General features: G+C 62.4%; 20 protein-coding genes. 19 read left to right on the top strand and 1 reads right to left on the bottom strand.

Annotated features, from left to right (window positions below; genetic code table 11):
- Positions 1-103: 103 nt before the first annotated feature.
- From ONR57_RS15545 to ONR57_RS15520, 6 genes are all read left to right on the top strand, one after another.
- Complete coding sequence (locus ONR57_RS15545; RefSeq protein ID WP_265124432.1) at positions 104-1297, top strand: acetyl-CoA C-acyltransferase; 1194 nt, start codon at positions 104-106, stop codon at positions 1295-1297.
- Positions 1298-1356: 59 nt separating this feature from the next.
- Positions 1357-2334 carry a nitronate monooxygenase family protein gene (locus tag ONR57_RS15540; RefSeq protein WP_265124573.1) on the top strand — a complete coding sequence of 326 codons (978 nt, stop codon included), beginning with the start codon at positions 1357-1359 and terminating at the stop codon, positions 2332-2334.
- A 164-nt stretch (positions 2335-2498) separates the two neighbouring features.
- Positions 2499-2879, top strand: a complete 381-nt coding sequence (locus ONR57_RS23365; protein WP_265124431.1) for a PEP-utilizing enzyme — start codon at positions 2499-2501, stop codon at positions 2877-2879.
- Positions 2876-4075 (top strand): hypothetical protein, encoded by a 1200-nt coding sequence (locus ONR57_RS15530; RefSeq protein ID WP_265124430.1) that lies wholly within the window; start codon positions 2876-2878, stop codon positions 4073-4075. Before ONR57_RS23365 ends, ONR57_RS15530 begins: the two co-directional genes overlap by 4 nt.
- Position 4076: 1 nt before the next feature.
- On the top strand, positions 4077-5702 hold the full coding sequence (locus ONR57_RS15525; protein WP_265124429.1) for a PEP-utilizing enzyme: 1626 nt from the start codon (positions 4077-4079) through the stop codon (positions 5700-5702).
- Positions 5703-5727: 25 nt separating this feature from the next.
- Entirely contained in the window at positions 5728-6873 is a 1146-nt protein-coding gene (locus tag ONR57_RS15520; RefSeq protein ID WP_265124428.1) for a hypothetical protein, read from the top strand.
- 62 nt (positions 6874-6935) lie between these two features.
- Here ONR57_RS15520 and ONR57_RS15515 read toward each other — a convergent pair whose 3' ends face one another.
- On the bottom strand, positions 6936-7766 hold the full coding sequence (locus tag ONR57_RS15515; RefSeq protein ID WP_265124427.1) for a LuxR C-terminal-related transcriptional regulator: 831 nt from the start codon (positions 7764-7766) through the stop codon (positions 6936-6938).
- 120 nt (positions 7767-7886) lie between these two features.
- Between ONR57_RS15515 and ONR57_RS15510 the strand changes: the two genes are divergently transcribed.
- Genes ONR57_RS15510 through ONR57_RS15450 form a run of 13 tightly spaced genes read left to right on the top strand, consistent with a single transcriptional unit; the run spans position 7887 to position 21524 of the window.
- The gene (locus ONR57_RS15510; protein ID WP_265124426.1) at positions 7887-8603 is read left to right on the top strand and encodes a PEP-utilizing enzyme; all 717 of its coding nucleotides are present in this window, start codon (positions 7887-7889) and stop codon (positions 8601-8603) included.
- Positions 8604-8607: 4 nt separating this feature from the next.
- A complete protein-coding gene (locus ONR57_RS15505; RefSeq protein ID WP_265124425.1) occupies positions 8608-10185 on the top strand; it encodes a hypothetical protein in 1578 nt (525 codons plus the stop codon).
- The gene (locus tag ONR57_RS15500; protein ID WP_265124424.1) at positions 10172-11641 is read left to right on the top strand and encodes an AMP-binding protein; all 1470 of its coding nucleotides are present in this window, start codon (positions 10172-10174) and stop codon (positions 11639-11641) included. Before ONR57_RS15505 ends, ONR57_RS15500 begins: the two co-directional genes overlap by 14 nt.
- Before the next feature lie 25 nt (positions 11642-11666).
- Positions 11667-12275: a hypothetical protein gene (locus ONR57_RS15495; RefSeq protein ID WP_265124423.1), complete on the top strand. Its 609-nt coding sequence runs from the start codon at positions 11667-11669 to the stop codon at positions 12273-12275.
- Positions 12272-14011: a pyruvate, phosphate dikinase gene (locus ONR57_RS15490; protein ID WP_265124422.1), complete on the top strand. Its 1740-nt coding sequence runs from the start codon at positions 12272-12274 to the stop codon at positions 14009-14011. The genes ONR57_RS15495 and ONR57_RS15490 overlap by 4 nt, the downstream gene beginning before the upstream one ends.
- Positions 14008-14562: a biotin/lipoyl-containing protein gene (locus ONR57_RS15485; protein ID WP_265124421.1), complete on the top strand. Its 555-nt coding sequence runs from the start codon at positions 14008-14010 to the stop codon at positions 14560-14562. The genes ONR57_RS15490 and ONR57_RS15485 overlap by 4 nt, the downstream gene beginning before the upstream one ends.
- On the top strand, positions 14555-15964 hold the full coding sequence (locus ONR57_RS15480; protein WP_265124420.1) for an acetyl/propionyl/methylcrotonyl-CoA carboxylase subunit alpha: 1410 nt from the start codon (positions 14555-14557) through the stop codon (positions 15962-15964). Before ONR57_RS15485 ends, ONR57_RS15480 begins: the two co-directional genes overlap by 8 nt.
- Positions 15961-17463 (top strand): carboxyltransferase, encoded by a 1503-nt coding sequence (locus ONR57_RS15475; RefSeq protein ID WP_265124419.1) that lies wholly within the window; start codon positions 15961-15963, stop codon positions 17461-17463. The genes ONR57_RS15480 and ONR57_RS15475 overlap by 4 nt, the downstream gene beginning before the upstream one ends.
- Positions 17460-17879, top strand: coding sequence for a Zn-ribbon domain-containing OB-fold protein (locus ONR57_RS15470; protein ID WP_265124418.1), 420 nt, complete (start codon positions 17460-17462; stop codon positions 17877-17879). Before ONR57_RS15475 ends, ONR57_RS15470 begins: the two co-directional genes overlap by 4 nt.
- Positions 17880-19019: a thiolase family protein gene (locus ONR57_RS15465; protein ID WP_265124417.1), complete on the top strand. Its 1140-nt coding sequence runs from the start codon at positions 17880-17882 to the stop codon at positions 19017-19019.
- Positions 19016-19759 carry a tyrosine-protein phosphatase gene (locus ONR57_RS15460; protein WP_265124416.1) on the top strand — a complete coding sequence of 248 codons (744 nt, stop codon included), beginning with the start codon at positions 19016-19018 and terminating at the stop codon, positions 19757-19759. Before ONR57_RS15465 ends, ONR57_RS15460 begins: the two co-directional genes overlap by 4 nt.
- 20 nt (positions 19760-19779) lie before the next feature.
- Positions 19780-20202 carry an SRPBCC family protein gene (locus tag ONR57_RS15455; protein ID WP_265124415.1) on the top strand — a complete coding sequence of 141 codons (423 nt, stop codon included), beginning with the start codon at positions 19780-19782 and terminating at the stop codon, positions 20200-20202.
- Positions 20203-20258: 56 nt separating this feature from the next.
- A complete protein-coding gene (locus ONR57_RS15450; protein ID WP_265124414.1) occupies positions 20259-21524 on the top strand; it encodes an acyl-CoA dehydrogenase family protein in 1266 nt (421 codons plus the stop codon).
- The last annotated feature ends 241 nt before the right edge of the window (positions 21525-21765 follow it).

Below are 21765 nucleotides of genomic sequence, written 5' to 3'. Positions count from 1 at the left end.
GCTCGTGCAACTCGTGCCGCTGACCTCTTGATCTCAACCAAGGGCGCCGTTGCTCCTCTCGGTGTGCGGGGCCGTCTTCACTCTCCTTCGAAGGGGCTTTTTCGTGACTAATGCTGTGATCGTCGATGCTGTGCGGCTCGCCTCGGGCAGAGGCAGGCCGGGTGGCGCCCTGTCCGGCACCCACCCTGTTGAACTACTCGCGCACGTGTTGCGAGCAATCATCGACCGCAATGGTCTCGATCCCGTCCTCGTCGACGACGTCATCGGGGGGTGCGTCAGCCAGGCCGGGGAGCAGGCTGTGAATATCTCCCGCACCGCGCTGCTGTCGGCCGGCTTCCCTGAGTCGGTGCCCGCAACCACCGTGGATCGCCAGTGCGGGTCAAGTCAGCAGGCTGCGCACTTCGCCGCTCAAGGCGTGATTGCTGGCGCCTACGACATCGTGATCGCCTGCGGCGTTGAATCCATGAGCCGTGTGCCGCTCGGCAGCGCGACTCTCGGTCAGGACGTCTCCGGCCCCGGCATCGCTGGTCGCTACCCCGAGGGGCTGGTCAACCAAGGCATCTCTGCCGAGTTGATCGCCGCGAAATGGAAGTTCGACCGGGAGAGCCTCGACGTGTTCTCGGCCGAGTCCCATCGCCGGGCCGCCGCTGCAGCCGCGAGTGGCTTCTTCAACGGCGAGGTCGTGCCGATCACGGTGCGCGACAGGGACGGCAACCTCGTCGCCCACACGGTCGACGAGACGGTCCGCGCTACAACCACCACAGAAGGGCTCGCGGGGCTGAAACCGTCGTTCCATACCGAACAGTACGCTCAGCGTTTCCCGGAAGTGCAGTGGCACATCACTCCGGGCAACTCGTCACCGCTGACCGACGGTGCGTCTGCGGTACTGATCATGAGTGAGCACGCCGCGAGCAAGCTCGGCGTGACGCCGAGGGCGCGGTTCCGCTCCTTCGCCATCGCCGGCGACGACCCCCTGTTTATGCTCACCGCGCCCGTACCCGCGACGAAGAAGATCCTGACCCGATCGGGGCTGGGCATCGACGATATCGACGCCTACGAGGTGAACGAGGCCTTCGCGCCGATCCCGCTGATGTGGGCGCACGAGTTTGGTGCCGATCCTGCGAAGCTCAACCCCCGCGGTGGCGCGATCGCCCTCGGTCACGCACTCGGCTCCTCTGGAACCAGGCTGCTGACCACCCTCGTGGGTCACCTCGAGTCGACAAGCGGCCGCTACGGTCTCCAGGTCATGTGCGAAGGCGGCGGCATGGCCAATGCCACCATCATCGAACGCCTCTGATCCCGTCGAGTTGCTGTCAGACCTCGCATCACTACTGTCCACTCGTGAAAGGTACTCTCATGGCCCTGCCCCCGATCCTGCGTGACCGCCTGCGCCTGCCGGTCGTGGCGTCGCCGATGTTCATCGTCTCCGCGCCTGACCTGGTCATCGCTCAATGCACCTCAGGTGTCATCGGCTCGTTCCCCTCGCTCAACGCGCGGCCGCAGGCACTGCTGCGCGAATGGCTCATCTGTATCACCGAGGCGCTTGCAAAACACGACGCCAACCACCCTGAGTCGCCCGCCGCGCCGTACGCGGTTAACCTCATCGTGCACAGATCAAATGACCGCCTCGCCGAGGATCTTGCGACCATCGTCGAGTTCGAGGTACCTGTTGTTATCACCTCCCTCGGTGCCCGTACCGACGTCAACGACGCTATCCATTCGTACGGCGGCATTGTCCTGCATGACGTCATCAACAACACGTTCGCCCGCAAGGCGATAGAGAAGGGCGCTGATGGGCTCATCGCAGTTGCCGCCGGTGCGGGCGGTCACGCCGGGACACAGTCCCCGTTCGCGCTGATCCAGGAAATCCGCGCATGGTTCGATGGCCCACTGCTTCTTTCAGGCTCGATCGCACACGGCCGGTCGATCCTCGCCGCCCAGGCCGCAGGGGCCGATCTTGCCTACGTTGGCTCAGCATTCATCGCAACGGAAGAGGCGAATGCCGACAGCCGCTACAAGCAAATGATCGTCGACTCGAGCGCGTCAGATGTTGTGTATTCCAACCTGTTCACCGGAGTGCACGGCAACTATCTGCGCGGCAGCATTGAAGCGGCCGGCCTAGACCCAGACCACCTTGAGCAGTCCGATCCCTCAGCGATGAACTTCGGTACCGGCGACAGCATGAACTCCGCCCCGAAAGCCAAGCCGTGGCGGGACATCTGGGGGTCCGGCCAGGGTATCGGCGCGGTCGATGCCGTGGTCCCTGCCGCCGAGCTGATCGCGAGACTCACCGACGAGTACGACGAAGCTAAAGCTGCGTTGGCACGACAGTAGTCGAAGTTTCGAGTTGACGAAGGTCTCCGGGCCGCCCCATATCAGGACTGTCCCCCAAAGTGGACTGTGGCACACGACACAGTCGCTAATAGCCTTCGCTTACCCGCTGAAAATGCGCGTTCAAACCAAGCCAAAGCCCATGAAATGGGCGGAATGGAGTAATTGTGAGCGGAGACGTGAAAGAGGTCGGAACTGGTATCAATCTCTTCACTGCGGGTGAGGTGAGTGGAGTCGCACGGTGGTTCAACGATACGGCCGATGTGTTGTCGATCGACGACGATGACCTCGAGGACACCATTGCGTTTGTCAGCAAGGGCGGAATGACCTTCCTGTCGCCGATTCTGCCTGACTTGCGCGCGATCGTCTGTACCGCGGGCAGCCGCGAGTCACACCTTGCGATTCTCTCCCGGGAATCCGACGTGCCCTGTGTGCTCGCAGCCGACCTGACTGGAACGGTTTCTGACGGTGACACCGTCGTGCTAGACCTCGCCGATAGCGAGACGGCACGCGTGTCAGTCGCGGCAGCTGGGGCGGTGACCGCATGACTGCCCAGCTAAGCACTGCACCGTCGAATCTCCAGGCGCTCTATACGGACCCGGATTACGAGCCAACACTTGACGAGTGGAACTGGCTCGTGCAAGTTGCCGGCGCAGCGTACAAGTCCGAGCTCCAGGCCCGTACCGTGTTCGAGTCGGAACTGTTTGGGATGAATACCTACATCCTGATGTCGATGATGGAGGACTACCTCCGCGTTCCCGAGCGTATGCGCATCATCCGACAGCACGCCACGCCCACTGAGCTGGTGCGCAAAGCGCTGCCCATCGGGAACAAGCGGAGCTTCATCAATCTTGCGGCCACTCCGCTGCACTATCTCACCGGCCGTGAGCTGTTCGTCGATCTTGGCGAAGATAGCTTGTCCGACGGGCTTGACGATCAGCTTGAGGTCCTGCGCTTCTGGCGTGAGGCGACGATCGCGATGCGCACCGACGGTGTGCTCTTCAATATGGATGCAGAGCCTCCGAACAGCTCGCACGTCATCAACGACGATTTGCTAGCTGAGATCCGGGCCAGTCTTCTCCCCGCGGACGCAGGAGTGAAAGCAGGCATTCGCAAGTTCGGGGCACGGCTGACGGCCTACGCGTTCCTCGAGAATTGTGATGCGCGTACCGCTGTGTGTGATACCGGGCCGTATCAGCTCGAAGACGGTAGCTTCCTCGCCCTACGTGAGACCTGCGCGGACGGTGATGGAGACTTCCCGTGGGTCGACGGTATCCGAGAAACACTTCCGTACCACCACTTCGTCATCGCCTACCGGTTGCCCGCCACGGTGAAAATGGACAATAACGTCTGGGGCACAGCATGGTTCACGCCCAGTGACTACCAAGCTGAGATTATTGAAACCCGTGTGTTCTGCACTGACGGCGGTGATCTCAGACCGCTTGATGCGGACGAGGTCACGGTCGCTACCAACGCAATTCGGAAGGCACACCGCGCGCTGTACCAGCGGCTAGCCGAAACCGACCCGGAGGAACGCAACCTTTACGCGACGCAAATGTACGCGTGGAAGCTCAAGGCGTGGGCCCGCCTGGCGGGGTGCTACGACGAAATCGATTGGTCAATCACACCGCGGATTGCCGAATCTTACAAAAAGTTCAGCGACCCGGATCTCGCACTGAAATTAATTGGCGGCGTTTTTGTCCCGCAGGACCGAGACGGCTGCTTCCGGCCGCTGGGGGGATGAAATGGCGATTCTCGGAAAAGGGATCCCGTCATACACATTCGACCCGGTGACTGGCACAGTTAAGCACTTCCGTTCGCCTGAAGATGTCATCGCGTCGCTGGATACAGACCTTGAGTCCACCATCGCGCTCGTCGCTTCCGGCGGCACGACATTCCTGTCACCCATCCTGGGGCAGTTGGGCGGGATCGTTTGTCTCGATGGAACGCTCCGCTCACACCTCGCAATCGTGTCACGCGAATTCGAGGTCCCGTGCCTGGTCGGAACTGAGCTATCGGAGGATCTCGCTGACGGCACGGAAATCACACTCAGCATTGAGGAACAAACGGGGGTGATCCTCACACCGGAAACTGACCCCGTGACGTGTCTGGGATCTGGTGTGAGCGAGGCATGGTGGGAGTACATCCGGCGCGTCGGAGATGAGATCGCAGTCAAGGACTTCAACGTTGATGTCTCAGCCGACGCGCTCGGTGAACTCATCGCGGAGCGACTCACCGACGATCGTCTCGACGACCTCGTCACCCACATGGGCCGGGCATTAAAGCCTGAACTGACGCGTCGTTCTGGCTTTACGTCCGAACTCTTTCCCATGCTGCCTTACATGTCATTGTCGGTCATCGAGGACTTCCATAGTTACGCCGACCGTATACGAGTGATCGACGCGGCCATGCCTGCTGAAGAGCTGGGCCGACAACTGCGTCAGGGCCCCAACAAGATCAGCCCACTGTGGATCTGGATGATCGGTTACCACTATCTGTGCGGCCGGGAATGCCTGATCAAAATGGGTAAGGTCGCGCCGGGAGAGCACCGGGAGGACATCCGCACTGTGGTGGACTTCTGGCGCCGACTGACTCTGGCGCACCGTGGTGACGGCACACTGGACTACAAGGACGCCGGATTCACCAACCGCTACCTGCCCTCCCGCGTTGTCAACGAACTATCAAGCGCGGCAATCAAGTTGGACCAAAGTTCCTTGAAAGGCCTCAAGCGGCTCAACGCCACGGTATCGGGATACTCCTTCCTCTACTTCTGCGACTCACGCGTGGGGATCTGCGACTCCGGTCCATATCCGGCTCCAGGGGAAAACCGGCAGACCATCGTCCGGGATTATCTCTCGCTCGGCCCCAGTTCTTGGGCATATCCGTGGGCAGAGGATCTTGATCCGCCCTATGCGGGGCTGACCATGGTCCTGACGTTCGATCGCTCGAAGTTCACCGAGTTCGAAATCAACGACTGGGGAACGACATTCACCGAACCGGATCAGCTCCTCAGTGCGGTCGACGAGGTTGCCGTGTATGGGTACAACACGGATGGCACTCGTGAACTGATTGCGCCGCAACGGTGGGCGAGTATTGCGGCCGAACTGAGCAACTGCCATATGAAGCTGTACCAGCGATTCGCCGCGATGGACCGTAGCGAGCGAATCATGGCCGCCACCACTATGTACACCTCGGGTCTACGTCCTTTTGCAGCCTATGCCGGAGTTACCGACCGCATCGACTGGTCCATGTCCCCACGGACGCTTGCGCTCTATCCCGATCCGCTCGACGACGATGCCGAGGCAGCGGCGATCTTCGGCGGTGCGCTGGTCGCTCACGAGGATCCGAGTTCATTTTCGTCCATCCATTGATTTCCAGCTGAGAGGAGGCGCGGAAATGCGCCAATCCATGCAGAAGCTCGTTCCCGCAGACGAACTGCTGTGTCACCAGACGCCCGAAACATTCGCGACGATAAGCCAGGCTGATGTTGCGTGGACCGAGAAGCTGTGGTCCTCGCTGTTTGCCCGTGACGGTTCGCTGCAGGTCGATATTGGTTTGGGTAAGTACCACAATCGGAATGTGATTGACATGTTCGCGGGCATATCCCGCGGGACAGAGCAACTCACGGTGCGAGCCAGCCGGCAGCTGGATTCCGACCCGGAGCGGGTGGGTGTTGGGCCTCTGGATTACGAAGTGATCGAGCCGCTCCGTAAGGTTCGGTGGGTATTGCAGGAGAACGATGTGGCTCCGTTGCGGTTCGACCTCACAGTCACCGGAGTGATGCCACCCTTCCTCGAGCAGAAGGATGCCCAGCGTGAGCCGCAGGGTTTCCGTGTGCAGAGTGATCTGCTCCGCTACCACCAGGCTTCTACGGTGAGCGGCGAGGTGTGGATCGATGATGAGCGGATAGAGGTACACGACGATCAGTGGTTTGGTTTCCGGGATCATTCCTGGGGCGTGCGGATGGACGTCGGAGAACCTGCACCGGATGTCTTCAAGAAAGAGCGGCTCAAAGGCGATTTTCTCCTTACGTGGAGCCCGATGTGGATGCAGCGTCCCGACGGATCGATGTACGAAATCCATCATTACCTCCAGTGGGTGGATGGCGCCGTGACGTACTTCTCCGGATTCGAGAACCACGCGGACGGCACTCAGACTCCGCTGTACGGGCTGCAGGACGACCTCAAATACGACCCCGTCAACCGCCGTCTCCTTGGTGGCAAGATGACCTTCGACGCAGGCTGGGGCCAGACTCGCACCATCGAGATCGAACCCGTGAGCGACATCGGATTCCATCTTGGAACGGGGCTCTACTTCGGATTCAAGGGCCAGCGCCATGGCAGCTGGCAAGGACCGCTGCACCTGGACGGTGAGCGCTATGCCGACGTGTCGGATCCAAAGACCGCACGTGAGGTGCACCAGCTGCGTGACTGTGTGATCCGTTGCCGCGAGGGCGATGCCGTGGGATACGGCATTTTCGAGTCGATGGTGATCGGTGAACATCCACGCTACGGGCTGACGAAGGAGTCGTCCTTCCTCTAACTGGAGTGGGTGAGTGGGCCGCGGACGAAAGACGTCCGCGGCCCTTTCGGTATTCCCCTCTTTTAGATTCGCTGCGCCCGGGCGAGGAGTGCCAGCTCCATCCGTGACTTGCACCCGGTTGTGGTGAGAATTCGGGTGACGTACTTCTTCACGCTGTCTTCGGCGAGGGAAAGGATCTCGGCGATCTGCGCATTCGACAGACCGTCGGCGACGAGTCGGGCGACCTGCCGCTGCCGTTCGGAAAGCTTCGCCAGCGCAGCTTGCGGCCTCGACGGGGGCAGACCGCGTGCCATGGCTGACATCTGCCGGCTGAGCAGCCGAAGTGCGGCAGCCTCCGCGGGGCCGATCTTGCCCGGTTCCGGGTCGAACATCCCAAGCAAAGCAGTGTGCCCTGAGCTCAGCTCCAGGCGGAGTGCGGCTGCGGTTTGCATCCGCCATGTGGCGGTGAGGAAGTACCTGACATAAGCGTCAGCAGCGCTCGGAAGGCGTCCCATGGACTGGAGCTCATCGAGCGTAGAAACGCCACTGGAGACGAGTTGGCGCATCGCTGCCGGCGTGCCGAAGACGTCGTGGCGGGCCCACCGGTCTTGGTACTCGGGCAGCATCTTGCTGGTCTTACCAGCAGTCAGGGGAGTGGTGTCCTCGAACACTGTGTGAAAGGTCGGCCCCGCGAAAAATGAGACATGCTTCAGCGCAAAGTGCTCGCTGATCGCGTCGACCGCTCGTTCTTTGAAGTCGGGTAGGCAGGCTGCGTCGGCGCACTGTTCGAGGACATCGAAGGCACGCTCGTAGTCCGCTTTGTGGAGGTTGGCTCGAGCCGGGGACCGGGTGTGGGATGTGGGCCTAGCGGTTGGCGATGTCCCAGAAGTGTCCCCCAACGTGGACTGGGTCACATTGCCGATACTAACTAGTTTTGTCTCACAACGACAACTAGCCGGAGATAAATGCCCAGGCAGGGCCCGTTTCCCCGGCGCCAGTGGCACCTTCGCCACCCTTGACACGAGTGAGGTGACATGTCCGACTCTGTGGTTGCACCCCCGAAATGGGGATCTACTGAGATGCTGCCATTGCCCGGCCGCTTCAACACCGCAGTGCGGTTGTTGGCAGCACAAAGACTTGCTGCGGCAGGGGAACAGTGGAAGAACGTCGTATTCGAACGACAGTTTGATCTTTTCTCCCTCGACGACGCACGGGCCATCGAGCAAGAGGCCCTCGACTCCGGATACCGGTTCGAATACTCCGCGACGGTATCGCTTGAATCCGAGCCAGATAAGTACAAGAGCGCCGAACGTGCGGCACGGGCGTTTGCGGAGGGACTGGACTCAGACGGTCGTCGCCAGGTGGGCGTGGGCGACAACGTCATCAAGAAGTCTCAGACGATCACCGGCCCGGTAGCTCTGGTCTCAACCGTCGATCAAGTCATGGAGTTTCTCGCGGATGGAATCCCGCCGGGCACCATCGCGGTGATCGACGACTCGGGCGGAACTCTGACCGCGCCGATTATTGAAGGCTTCGCCGGCGTGATCTGCCTAGGCGGAACGGTGCGCTCTCACCTGGGCATCCTTGCCCGCGAGTACGACGTCCCGACGCTGATGAACTGCAAGATCGACGACTTGAAGAACGGCGACGTTGTCGAGATCGAAGTCACCGCGGCACCACCGGCGGCAGACGCCTACGAGACGGGTGACACCGGGCATGCCCGGATCTGGCTGATCGAGAACGAAGGCTGAGACCATGGCGAACCTGAACTACCGCACTTTGCTGGAAACCAACAACTACCTGCGGAACCTCTCTGACACCACGTACTGGTTGTGCATCACGCGCACCGTGCAGGAGTCGAAGCTTTTCCCGATGAACCCGTACATGCTGGTGAGCTACCTCAACGGCTTCTACCGGCTGCCCACGCTTCTGCGGGAAATCGACGCGGCGACTCCGGCCGAGGAACTCGGCGACCGCGCCCGCGAGGTCAGCCTCAAGGTGGACACTGTGAACGCCGCGTGGGGAATGCCCGCGTTCTACCTCATCGGCCGGGAAATGCTGATGAACTGGGGGCTGCTGCGGCCCGCCGACGCCGTTGAGGATGTCGTCGACGTGCTCGATTTCTCGCGGCGGTTCAACCTCGCATACCACCGCAATGACGGTCACCTCACCAACAAGGAGTTCGGCGATCGCAGCCAGTTCCTTCCCGAGCGAACCCTGCAGGTGTTCGAATCAGATCTGCACGGTGTAGTCCCCGGTGACCGGCTACATACCGCCGCGACCAAACTCGTCGCCCAGTTGTCGCAATATGCGTTTCTCGCGCATTGCGAATGCCGCATCGGTCTGCATAACAGCGGCCCGTACAACTTTGGCAACAACCGCCAGATGATTATGCGGGACTTCTTCGACCTAACCGAGGGTGACTATCCGTGGCTTGACGGCATCGCCACGCGGCTGCCGTTCAACAACCTCTCGATCCCCATCGTCTTTAAGGGAACGAATTTCCACCTCATGGATGACTGGGCCTCGTTCGAGGCAGAACCTGGATACAACGCCGCGAACATCGAAGCCGTCGGAATGTATACCTCGGACGCGCTGACCGACGGCTACATCCCTGTGGGCATGGAGAACGCCGACACCCTGGCTGACACGATGGAGGAGTACCGGGAGATCCTCAATGAGGCGACCACCGATCTGTGGAAGCGGATCGCGAATTGGTCGCGTGAGCAGATGATCGACGCTGGCGCTCTGGTCTATTCGTCGGTAGCGAAGGACTTCGCGCACCTCGCCGGGACTTACCGGCAGAGCGATTGGTTCGAAATCGACGATCGAGTGCAGCGTTTCAAGCCGCTGCTGAATGACGAATACGGGCGCGACAATCTCGGTGAAATGGTCGGTTTGCTCGGTCTGCCCCACCAGACGAGCAACGAGTACACCATGGCCCGATACTCAAGCCAGAACCGAAACATGCTCACCGGCATCCCGTACTCGGTCCTTACAGACAACGATTACGCCCCGACTGCCGGAGACCAGTTCTCTGGCTCATCCAGCTTGCCTGGGAAGACGGGACTATGGACCACCAGCGCAGGGCGGATAGATCTCGACGAATACAACCGGCGAGCAAAGGGATTCACCCCTGCCGTACTCGAAGGCTCCCGCCGCTACCTCGATGAGGAGTGGGTGAAGTGGAACTACGGCACCGCACCGGCAGACGAGTTGTATCGCCTCACCCAGCGGGGGTCACGAAACCTTGAAGGCCGGGGTTCCGGACTGCGACGCGCTGATCTGCCGTCCTCCGGGGCGAAGGAGAACGAGAACGATGCAGATCGGTGACCTGATCCGTCGCGCGGGGCGGCAGTACGGTGCCGCTCCCGCGCTCAATGACGGGGACCGAGTGGTGAGCTTCGCCGAGTTCGACGAACTCACTGACCGGCTCGGCCACGCCCTGCTGGCCCGCGGTCTCACCGCCGGTGACCGTGTCGCGGTACTGATGCCAAACGGCATCGACGGCGTCGTTGTCTACTACGCGCTCGCAAAGGCGGGTCTGGTCCGGGTACCACTCAACGTTCGTGAGACTGCGCACGAACACGCCTACAAAGTGGAGGATTCGCAAGCACGCGCCCTCGTCTACGCCGGCGAGCCACCCGCCCAGGTTGAGGTGATGATTTCCGCAGGCGACCTCCCGCGCCTCATCGAAAGCGCACCACACGGTCCGTGTGACGTGCGGCGCGAGCAGGATGCGCCACTGCGGCTGGCATACACCGGCGGCACCACCGGCAAACCCAAGGCTGTCGTGCTCACGACACGTAGCGAGCTTGCCGAGGTAAGCAACTTCTTGGTCGACCTGCTGCCCAACCTGCGACCAGACTCGGTGATGCTGCATGCCGCACCGATAACCCACGGCAGTGGAGCCTTCTTCCTGCCGCACTTGGTCAAGGGGGCACAGAACGTTATCGTCCCGAAATTCTCGCCCGCCGCGTTCCTCGAGGCCGCACAGAAGTACCGAGCCACATCGACTTTTATGGTGCCGACGATGATCGCCATGCTGCTTGAAGACTCCGCGACAGCGACAGCAGATCTTGCGCTCGAGCGGCTGTGCTACGGGGGCGCACCGATCGCCACAACGGTGCTCCAACGTGGAATCGATGTTCTCGGTCCGGTATTCGCGCAGTTGTACGGTCAGGCAGAGGCTCCACTCGCGATTACCTGCCTGCAGCCATGGGAGCACACCCCCGAACGCCTTACGTCCGCGGGCAAGCCTTACACCTTCGTTGAGGTGCAGGTTCGGTCGACGGACGGCACGGTGCTCGGGCCTGGTGAGGTGGGTGAGGTCCTGACACGGGGCCCGCACACGATGAGCCAGTACTGGCGCCGTCCCGAGGCCACCGCCGAAACGATCGAGCCGGACGGCTGGCTGCACACCGGAGACATCGGCCGCTGGGACGCAGATGGCTACCTGCACCTGCTCGACCGCAGGCACGACGTCATTATCTCAGGAGGCTTCAACGTCTACCCGCGTGAAGTCGAGGATGCGCTGCTGACACACCCCGCCGTGGTTGAAGCCGCAGTGGTCGGCCTTCCCGACGACAAGTGGGGTGAGCGAGTCGCCGCCGCTGTGGTCACTCGGTCCGATGCTCAGCCTGACGAAATTCTCGAGTTCTGCGCTGACCGGCTCGCGGGATTCAAACGCCCCCGTTCCCTAGAGATCTGGCCAAACATCCCCACCAGTCCGGTCGGGAAGTCTCTGCGCCGCCAAGTGCGCGAGCGAATGGTCGCCGCGCGGGCGTGACCCCTACAAACCTTAAGGACCCATCATGCTCGACCCCTACGAACTCACCGTACATACCCTCACCTTGCGGCAGTTAGGTTCTGCCGAGCAGCTCGGCGAGATCAATGGACTGCCGGTTACCGATGTCGAGACGGCGCTAGAAAAGGCCGTAGTCGAAGGTGCTGTCATATCAGCGCGCGGTAGCTACATGATCACACCTGCAGGCCGCGAATTCCTCGACGGTGTCTATCCGCGAGCCTTCGGAGCACTGCGCTCGAACCCCGCCATCACCGACGCGATGGACTCGTTCGAAACCGGCGTGAACAAGCAGGTGCTGGCACTTACCACTGACTGGCAAACCATTGAGGTCGATGGTGAACGGGTCCCCAACGACCACGGTGATCCCGACTACGACGCCAAAATCATCAACAAGCTCGGCCGTGTGCACGAGAAGACTGACAAAGTCCTGCGGCCGCTGGCCGATGCGGATCCGCTGGTTGATCGATTCCTCGACCGGATCGGTGCCGCCCTTACTCGCGCGGAAGGTGGCGAGACGGATTACGTCAGCGGTGTGCGGGTCGACTCGGTGCACACCGTGTGGTTCCAGATGCACGAGCACATTCTCCGTCTGACCGGAAGGGAGCGTCCCGAATGAGCACCGCGACGAGCTTGCGCTGGGTGGTGGTGCCGGATGCCGCCGAAGCCGAGCCGAGCCGTGACCTGGTTGGCGGCAAGGCGTGGAGTCTGTGGCGCATGCGGTCGCTTGGTCTGCGGGTGCCTCCTGCCTTTGTCGTCACCACTGACGCCTGCAAGGCCTACTTCGCCGACGGCCGCCTCCCCGAGGGGCTGGACGAGGAATTGGTGACGGGAATCCGCTTTCTGGAAGCGGAACTGGGCCGTACATTCGGTGGTAGCGAACGCCCATTGCTGGTGTCGGTGCGGTCCGGCGCAGCTGTCAGCATGCCCGGCATGATGGACACGATCCTCGATCTCGGGTGTAACGACGAGGTCGAGGCCGCGTTGGAAGCGGAAAGTGGCGATCTTCACTTCGCCGCAGAGGTGCACCGCCGGTTTGCCGGGTTCTACGGGCGGCTGGTGCTCGGCTGTACCGAAGAGCTCGATGAGCTGACCGACACTGCAGCCGTGCGGGCGGTTATCGCCGATGACGTCGGCATGAGCATTCCGCAGGATCCATGGGAGCAGTTACGCGCGGCGGTAGCGGCGGTATTCCAGTCGAGCCGCTCCCGGCGTGCCCTTGCTTACCGCAAGCACTATGGGATTCCTGACGACCTCGGCACCGCCGTCACCATTCAGGCGATGGTCTTCGGCAACCTCGACGACAAATCCGGTACGGGAGTTCTTTTCACTCGCAACCCGGTCGACGGCACCCGGGAACCCTACGGCGAATACCTCCCCGGAGGGCAGGGAGAGGACGTTGTCTCCGGCCGGGTGACTCCGGAACCGCTGTCCTATCTGGCCGCTCGCTGGCCGACGGTGCACGACGAACTGCTCGAAGCCGCCGAGTGCCTTGATCGTGAGGGCCGAGATGCTCAGGACATTGAGTTCACCGTCCAAAGCGGTGAGCTGTTCCTGCTACAGTCCCGGCCAGCCAAGCGCACAGCTCGCGCTGCGGTGCGCATCGCTGTCGAACTCGTCGACGAGGGTGTCATCGAGCCGGATGAGGCTGTTTCTCGAGTCACCGCTGAGCAGGTCCGCACCCTGTTGCGGCCGGAGATTGCTCCGGGTGCCGCTGACAGCGCAGAAGTCCTCGCGACCGGTGTTCCCGCTAGTCCCGGTGTCGCCTCAGGTCTCGTCGTGGACACCCCAGAGGCAGCGCAAGCCAGCCCAGGCTGCATTCTGGTTCGCAAGTCGACCAGCCCGGAAGACGTGCACGGCATGATCGCGGCTGCCGCGGTGATCACCGAGCAAGGTGGTGCCACCTCGCACGCTGCCGTGGTGAGCCGCGCGCTCGACACACCATGCGTTGTCGGATGCGGTGCGGGCACAGTGACGGGCTTAGTTGGCCGCACCGTGACGGTCGACGCCACCACCGGCCGCGTCTACTCCGGTGAGTTAGCGACCTCGGCAGTCGCGGAAAGCGAGGACGACGATCTGCGACGCCTCACTGAGTGGGCCGAGAGCCGGACGCCGGTGCAGGTAGGCACCAACGTCGCAGTCGAGCCGGTATTCGATGCGGACATGATCCCGGCTGAAGAACTTGGTGAGCAACTGCCCGACATCCCGCCCGGGACAAAAACCGTGCGGGGAGCGCTCTTCTGCGCCCCGGACGGCGTGCGTGCCGCTCTGGACGCGGGTGTCGAGGCAATCGTCACTACTCACCGGTTGCCGGTGCTGCTCGCTGCGATCGCACACCAAAGGAGAACGTCATGACTACACCGGAGCGAGTCACCCATCGCGAGGTGCGGGAGATCCTGCGCACGTTCCAAGAGTCCGGATGGACCGCCATGACCCTCGAACTCGACGGCATGCGCGTAACCGTCGGCAAGGACGGTCCCCCGGCCACCAGAGATCGAGTTGCGGTTTCAGCCCCGGTGGCCAGTTCTCCCGCGCCTAAACCTGCCACCGCAGTCAGCCCGGCGCCCTCAAGCGCGCAGACCGCCCCGGAGGTCCGCCCAGCGAGCCCGGCCACTGCTCCGGCTGCACCGGCGCAGACCCCTGCTGGCGATACCACTGGCTGCATTGAGGTGCGAGCCCAGACGGTGGGCGCTTTCTGGACGGCCCCGAGCCCCGGCGAGCCGCCGTTCGTGGAGGTCGGTCAGACCGTCGAAGCCGGGCAGCAGATCGCGATCGTCGAAGTTATGAAGTTGATGAACCCTGTAGTCACCCCGCAAGGCGGTGAGATCGTGCAGATCTGCGCCGCCAACGCGGAGCTGGTTGAGTTCGACCAGCTGCTATTCCTGATTAGGCCGAACGATGGTTAGCCCGTCCATCCTGACCACCCCATCAGCACCCCACGTGCCCCTGCGGCGAGTCCTTGTCGCTAACCGTGGAGAGATCGCGGTTCGGGTAATCAAGGCCTGCCGAGCCAGCGGCATCGAGACGGTAGCTGTGACCTCGACCGTGGACCGCGATGGACTTGCCGCCCGGATGGCCGATCGCGCCGTGTGCATCGGCCCCGCTCCGGCAGCGAAAAGTTACCTGGCGATCCCCGCGGTGCTCACCGCCGCGCTCGGCACCGGATGCGATGCCGTACACCCGGGTTACGGATTCTTGTCTGAAAGCCCGGAGTTTGCTGCCGCCTGTGTCGCAGAAGGACTCACCTTCGTCGGTCCGCGCCCGGAAGCGGTTGCGCAAGCCGGTGATAAGGCACGTGCGCGTGAGCTAGCTCGCTCAGCCGGCATTCCTGTTCTGGCAGGTTCGCAGGTTCTCAGCTCGACCGAGGCGGCCGTCTCTGCCGCAGCGGACCTCGGCTACCCCGTTTTGGTCAAAGCTGCCGCTGGCGGTGGGGGCCGGGGAATGTCCGTGGTTGAGAATGAGGCGGAACTTCGGGCACGCTTTCCGTCCGCGGCGGCAGAAGCACAATCTGCCTTCGGTGATGGGCGGCTGTACGTCGAACGGTTCATCCGCAACGCCCGCCACATCGAGGTCCAGGTGCTCGGAGACAAGCACGGCTCGGTCATACACCTCGGTGAACGAGATTGCACCTTGCAGCGGCGTCACCAAAAGGTGGTGGAGGAATCTCCGGCCCCTAACCTGCCAGAATCGATTCGCCAGAACATCCGCAGCAGCGGCGTAGCGTTCGCCGAGGCGCTGGGCCTCGACAGCGCGGGAACTGTCGAGTTCATTTACGACGCCGACACCCATGAGTTCGCGTTCCTCGAATTCAATGCGCGAATCCAGGTGGAACACCCGGTCACCGAGATGGTGACCGGTGTGGATCTCGTAGTCGAGCAGCTACGCTCGGCGGCCGGTGAACCGCTGAGGTTCACCCAGGACGACATCACCTTGACCGGGCACGCCATCGAGGTCCGGATCACCACAGAAGACCCGGCTCGGGGGTTCATACCCAACCCCGGCACCGTACAGACCTGGGATCCGCCAAGGGGTGACGGCATTCGCGTCGACACGCACTGCGAACCCGGTTACACCGTCACTCCCTACTACGACTCACTGCTGGCCAAAGTCGTGGCACACGGCCGCGACCGTGACGTCGCGGCGGATCGACTGGCTGCCGCCCTCAGGAGGCTCGGCGTGACTGGTGTTCCGACCACGGCCGACTTCGCCTGCCACGCGTTGAATCATCCGGACTTCCGGGCCGGCATCGTTACCACCGATTGGATTGCCTCTCGGGGCCTCCCCGAATATTTGGAGAAGATCTCATGAGTTACCTCGACAGCGCTCCGCGCAACGCCGACGGCAGCCGGCGCAAGATCGATATCGTCGACCAGACTCTTCGCGACGGGCCACAGAGCTGGTGGGGTATGCGGCTGCGCAAAGATATGGGCCTGCCCATCGCGTCCGAGCTGGACCGCACTGGATTCCACACTATCGACCTCGCCGGCAGCTCGATCTTCGAGGTGCTCGTGCGGCACTGCAAAGAAGATCCGTGGGAGCAGCTGATTTCGCTGTCCAAGGCCATGCCGAAGACGACCGTCCGTGCCGGAACTCGCAGCAACGGAATCGTCACCTTCGGGCTTACCGCCGACAGTGTGATGGACCTGTGGGTGCAGCGGCTGTGCGCCCACGGCATCGGCAGTTTCTGGATCTACGACGGCTTGTTCAATATCGATAAGATCGGTCGACTGGTAAAGACTGTGCAGGCTGAAGGCGCAAAAGCGCTGCCGTGCATTCTCTTCGCCGATACGCCGTATCACACTGACGAGTACTATGCCGACCGCACCCGCGAGCTGGCCGGTCTCGGCGCGGACGGTATCGAGCTCGAAGACGCGGCCGGTTTGCTCACTCCCGAACGGACGCGCTCGCTTATCGCCGCTATCAAGGGAGCCGCGGGAAATCTGCCAGTGGAGGTGCATTTCCACAGCAACAATGCCTTGGCGCCGCTGAACTACCTCGAAGCCGTCTTCGCTGGCGCGGACCGCGTACATACCGCCAGCAGGCCCCTCGCTGCAGGTGTGTCCTTGCCATCGACTGAAAACACGGTGGCGAACCTCCGCTACGCAGGTTTCGACGTCGATCTCGACGAGTCGCGTTTCGCCGCGGTCGAGCAGCACTTGCTGCGTGTCGCGGAGTACGAGGATCTGCCGGTCGGCCAGCCGGCCGAGTACTCACTGTTCCAGTACCGGCACCAGCTCCCTGGCGGGATGGCGGGCACCTTCAAGGCGCAGCTGCGTGACCGTGGCATGGAGCACCGGTTCGAAGAGGTTCTCGATGAGATGTCGAGGGTACGTCAAGAACTGGGGTTCCCGGTCATGGCGACTCCGTTCTCGCAATTGGTTGGCACCCAGGCCGTGCTGAATGTGGTGTCAGGATCGCGCTACTCGGTGGTGCCCGATGAGGTGATGATCTACGCGCACGGTTTCTACGGCAAGCCGGTCGCGCCGATGGATCCCAATGTGCTCGACACCATCATGAGCTCGCCCAAGGCGAAGAGCTACCAGAACTGGGAGCCACCGCAGCCGAGCTTGGCCGAACTGCGGAAGAAGTTCGGTGAGTCGATCAGCGATGACGAGCTGCTCCTGCGGATTCTCGTGCCGGAGAACGACATTGACATTATGCGCGCGACGCCACAACGTAACCGCGACTTCGCCCCGATGAGCAGGCAGATGAAGTACATCAAGGAATTGGTGGAGACATCGGTAGGTGCCTACCTCCATATCGAGGCTGAAGACTTCTCGCTGACGCTCGAAGGGAACCACCGATGAGTGAATTGGGCGTAGGCCGCCCGACCAAGCGGCGTGCAGGCTCCGCGGTGGGCGGTTTGCCCGTCGCGGATCCCCGGCCAGTTCTCGATGGTGATGCGGTGCTTGGGTCGAGATGCACGGTGTGCCGCTACCCGACCGCGCAACAGCATCTTCCGTGGTGCCCGGCATGTTACGGGGCGACCGAACCGGCTCGTTTCACCCGTGCCGGCACGGCATGGTCATCGACGGTGGTCACCATCCCTGTGGGTACTCGGCGGCCACCCTTCGGGCTGGCGTACCTCGACCTTGATGACGGCCCCAGGGTGCTTGTTCACCTCGATAAACCAGCTGCGATCAAACTCGGTGCGCGACTTGAGATCACGGGAACAGACGATGGTGACCTTATCGCTACTGTCGCTGACGCGGAGGTGCAGTAAATGAACCAGGCGATGTTATGGGGAGTTGGTACCTCATCGTACGGCCGCTTCCCGGAACAGCGTGTCGAGTCGCTCGCGTGGACCGCGGTGGCCGAGGCAGTTACGGACGCTGGCATCCGGCCGGACGCAATCGACGCGATCATCGTGGGATCTGTGTTCGGCCCACCCGGGGTGGCTACCCGGGTTCAGCGCGGGCTGGGGATCCCCTCGGTGCCGATGTGGACCGTCGAAAATGCTTGTGCGAGCGGCACAAGTGCCTACCACGAGGCAGTCGAGGCGGTGCGGTACGGCAGATTCAATTGTGTGCTGGTGCTCGGCGTCGATCAGATGTCAACCTTGTTTTCGGGGGCCATAGTGCCTGAAGCGACTGACCCGGAAGGTGCTGCGTCGCTGCCTTTGCCCGGTCTGTACGCGCTGCAAGCGCAGCGGTACGTCGGCGAGTTCGGTGTTACCCCGGAACAGCTCGCCGCCGTCGCGGTGAAGAACAAACGAAACGGGATGGACAATCCCCGTGCGCAGTTGCGTGACTCGGTGCCGACGATTCAGGAAGTGCTCGACTCGCGCATGATTGCTGAGCCGCTGACCTTCCTGCAATGTTGCCCCACCAGTGACGGTGCTGGCGCGGCCATCGTCGGTGGCGACCGCGGCAACCGCAGCGATCTGCGGATTGAAGCTTCCGCCATGGTCTCGGGAGCTCTCTGGGACCAGCGCAGTGAGGACGTCTGGGGATTCGCGAGCGTCAGCAGAGCCGCGCAAAAGGCATTCGACCAGGCTGGTCGTACACCCCAAGAAATCGACGTACTCGAAGTACACGATGCCTTCACTATTGGAGAGATCATCACCCTCGAAGCGCTCGGGCTCGCACCCCGCGGCAAGGGTGCCGAGCTCGCACCCTCCGGGCACACCACCCGCGATGGCGCCCAACCGGTCAACCCGAGCGGTGGCCTGCTCTCACGAGGGCATCCGCTCGGTGCTACGGGTATGGCGCAGCTTGCGGAAATCGCCTGGCAACTCCGTGGACAAGCAGGACCGCGACAGGTTGACCGGCATCGCGTGGGGCTCGTAGAGACGATGGGTGGTGGCGCCGCAGGAATGGATGGCAACGCGTGTGTCGTCACGATCTTGTCGACACAGTCATGACTGCCACCTACGCAGGTCTTCTCGGGTTCCGGGATGTCGGCGGCCTGCGCACCCACGATGGTGGGCGTGTTCGGCGAGGGATCCTCTTCCGCAGCGGGACGCCACAGTTTCTCGATGGTGAGTCGGCACGTGCCTTGATTTCCGATACCGGGCTCCGCTCGACCATCGATCTACGGCTACCTCTTGAGGTAGAGGTGGAAGGGCGAGGACCGCTCGACGAGTTGCGGGTTCGTCATTATTCGCACCCGTTCAGCATTGGCGACCGTGTAGCCGCGGATTCGGCTGTTGCGCCGATGGAGGACGAAGACCCGCTGGTCACCTTGTATATGAATTACCTTTCCAGGGACGCTGCGGGAGTAGTGTCGCTGCTCGCTCGGCTTCTCGAGCCGGACGTGCTGCCGGTCCTGGTCCATTGCACCGTCGGCAAGGATCGGACCGGGGTTGCCGTTGCGCTGCTCCTGGAGACGATCGGGGTGCGTCGGTCTGACATCGTTGCCGACTACGCCGCCGCTCCTGATGACATTGTCGCCTCCATGCGCCGGTTGCGGCAGATGGCGTCCTACGGTGCCGCAGCCGACCTTTACCCATCGGCGGCATGGACCGCGCCCGCTGAGGCGATGGAGCGCTTCCTCGGCAACATCGACCGGCGATACGGCGGTGTCCTTGCACTGCTCCAAGACCACGGCATTGGGGCGCAGGAGGTCCGCCGATTAACTGATCTGCTCATTTCCCACGACTGACAATTAGGAAGGACATCGGCATGCAAGTTGTCGAGACCATCGTCATCAGTGCAGCACCGGACGAGGTGTGGAAAGTCGGCGGGGACACTGCGAACGTCGCGGAATGGATTCCTGCGCTGGAAAACTCCCACCAGCGCGGCGATCTCAGGTACGCCACCTTTGCCAACGGAGGCGGGGAGGCAACGGAGCGGATCGTCGAACACAGCGATTCCCAGCGAAGCTACACATACGAGTATGTCACCGGGCCGCTGCCACTGACGTTCTATACCTCGACTTTCACCGTCAACGGTCACCCCGACGGAACAGAAGTGGTGTGGAGCGCAGAGTTCGCATCCACATCTCCGGAGAGTGAACCCGGCCTCGCGGATGCGATCTCGGACATTTATCGCTCCGCGCTTGTCGAATTGGCTAGCCAGGTAGTCGGCAACTCGACAGCGAACTGAGCCACTGGGACCTCCACCACACCGCGCGACACAATAACGAGGGGAAGCCACCGATTGTGGATTTCGAATACAGTCCCAAGGTACGAGACCTGCAAGAACGCCTGACCACATTTATGCAGGAACGGGTGCTGCCCGCCGAGACGATTGCTGAGCAGCAGCTCGCGGCTAAACCAGATCACTGGGGCGCGCCGCCAATCGTCGCGGATCTGAAAGCCGCGGCGAAGCGCGAAGGTCTGTGGAATCTCTTCCTGCCCACCCGCGAGGGGGCAGGCCTAACAAACCTCGAATACGCGCCGCTCGCGGAATTGACCGGTTGGAGTCCACTGATCGCCCCCGAGGTGTTCAATTGCAATCCGCCGGACACCGGAAATATGGAGCTCCTCCACCAGTACGGCAGTGACGAGCAGAAGCAGGAGTGGCTCGAACCGCTTCTCCAGGGAGAAATCCGGTCATGCTTCTCGATGACCGAACCTGAAGTCGCGAGTTCAGACGCGAACAACGTGCGGCTGGAAATCACCGAGGACGGGGATGACTGGGTGCTGACCGGACGCAAATGGTGGTCCACGGCCGCATTGCGCCACGACTGTCAGGTGGCGCTGGTCATGGGCATCACAGATCCTGACGCTCCCGTCGGTAGCCGACACAGCATCGTCCTCGTTCCCATCGACACTCCGGGACTGACGATCACGCGGTCCACCACCGTGCTCGGCTTCACCGACCGGCACGAAGGTGGTCACGGTGAGGTCGTCTTCGACCGGGTGCGGGTGCCAAAGGCGAACCTTCTCGGACCGAGAGGGAAGGGCTTCGCTGTCGCGCAGGCGCGCCTTGGCCCTGGCCGCATCCACCACTGCATGCGGTTGATAGGTATGGGCGAGCGCGCCATCGCGCTTATGACCGAACGCGCCCGCACCCGTGTCGCATTCGGTAAGCCGCTCGCGGACGAGGGAGTAGTTCAGGCGACCGTCGCCGATGCCCGCATCCACCTCGACGCGGCCCGGTTACTCGTGCTGCGCGCTGCCTGGCGGATGGATACGGAGAGCGCGAAGGCTGCTCGACATGACATCGCTGCCGCGAAAGTGATGGTGCCGCTTACGGTTAAACAGATCGTCGACGACGCAATACAAATCTTCGGCGGTGCGGGCCTGTCGCAGGACACCATCCTCCCCGTGTTGTATGCGCAGGCCCGCTACCTGCAGATCGCCGACGGCCCCGATCAGGTGCACAGGCGCTCGATCGCCCGCGCGGAGTTCGCGGCGACACCGGTGATCAAGGAGCTGTGGAACAGTACCGGTCACGGTACGCGTCGCGGCTGGCCTGGCTGATTTCGCGAACCGCGAGGGGATGCAGCGGTAAACCAGCCTCAGCGCCAGGTGTTTTGTTGTCCGCGCGTCGTAACAAGAAACATGCGGCGCTCAGCCCGAACGCGATGAGCATGGCCGCAGCGGCCCACGGTGTGATCCAGCTGTCGTACGCCAGGGCTGCGACAGAACCTCCGAGGCCGACGAAACCAATTAGCAGCAGGACGTACCCGATTTCAGGTAGGGGCATTCGTCGAAAAGCGGA

The organism is Hoyosella sp. YIM 151337 (genome assembly GCF_026041215.1).
Classification (GTDB): Bacteria; Actinomycetota; Actinomycetes; order Mycobacteriales; family Mycobacteriaceae; genus Hoyosella.
This window is presented reverse-complemented; position numbering and strand designations above follow the sequence as displayed.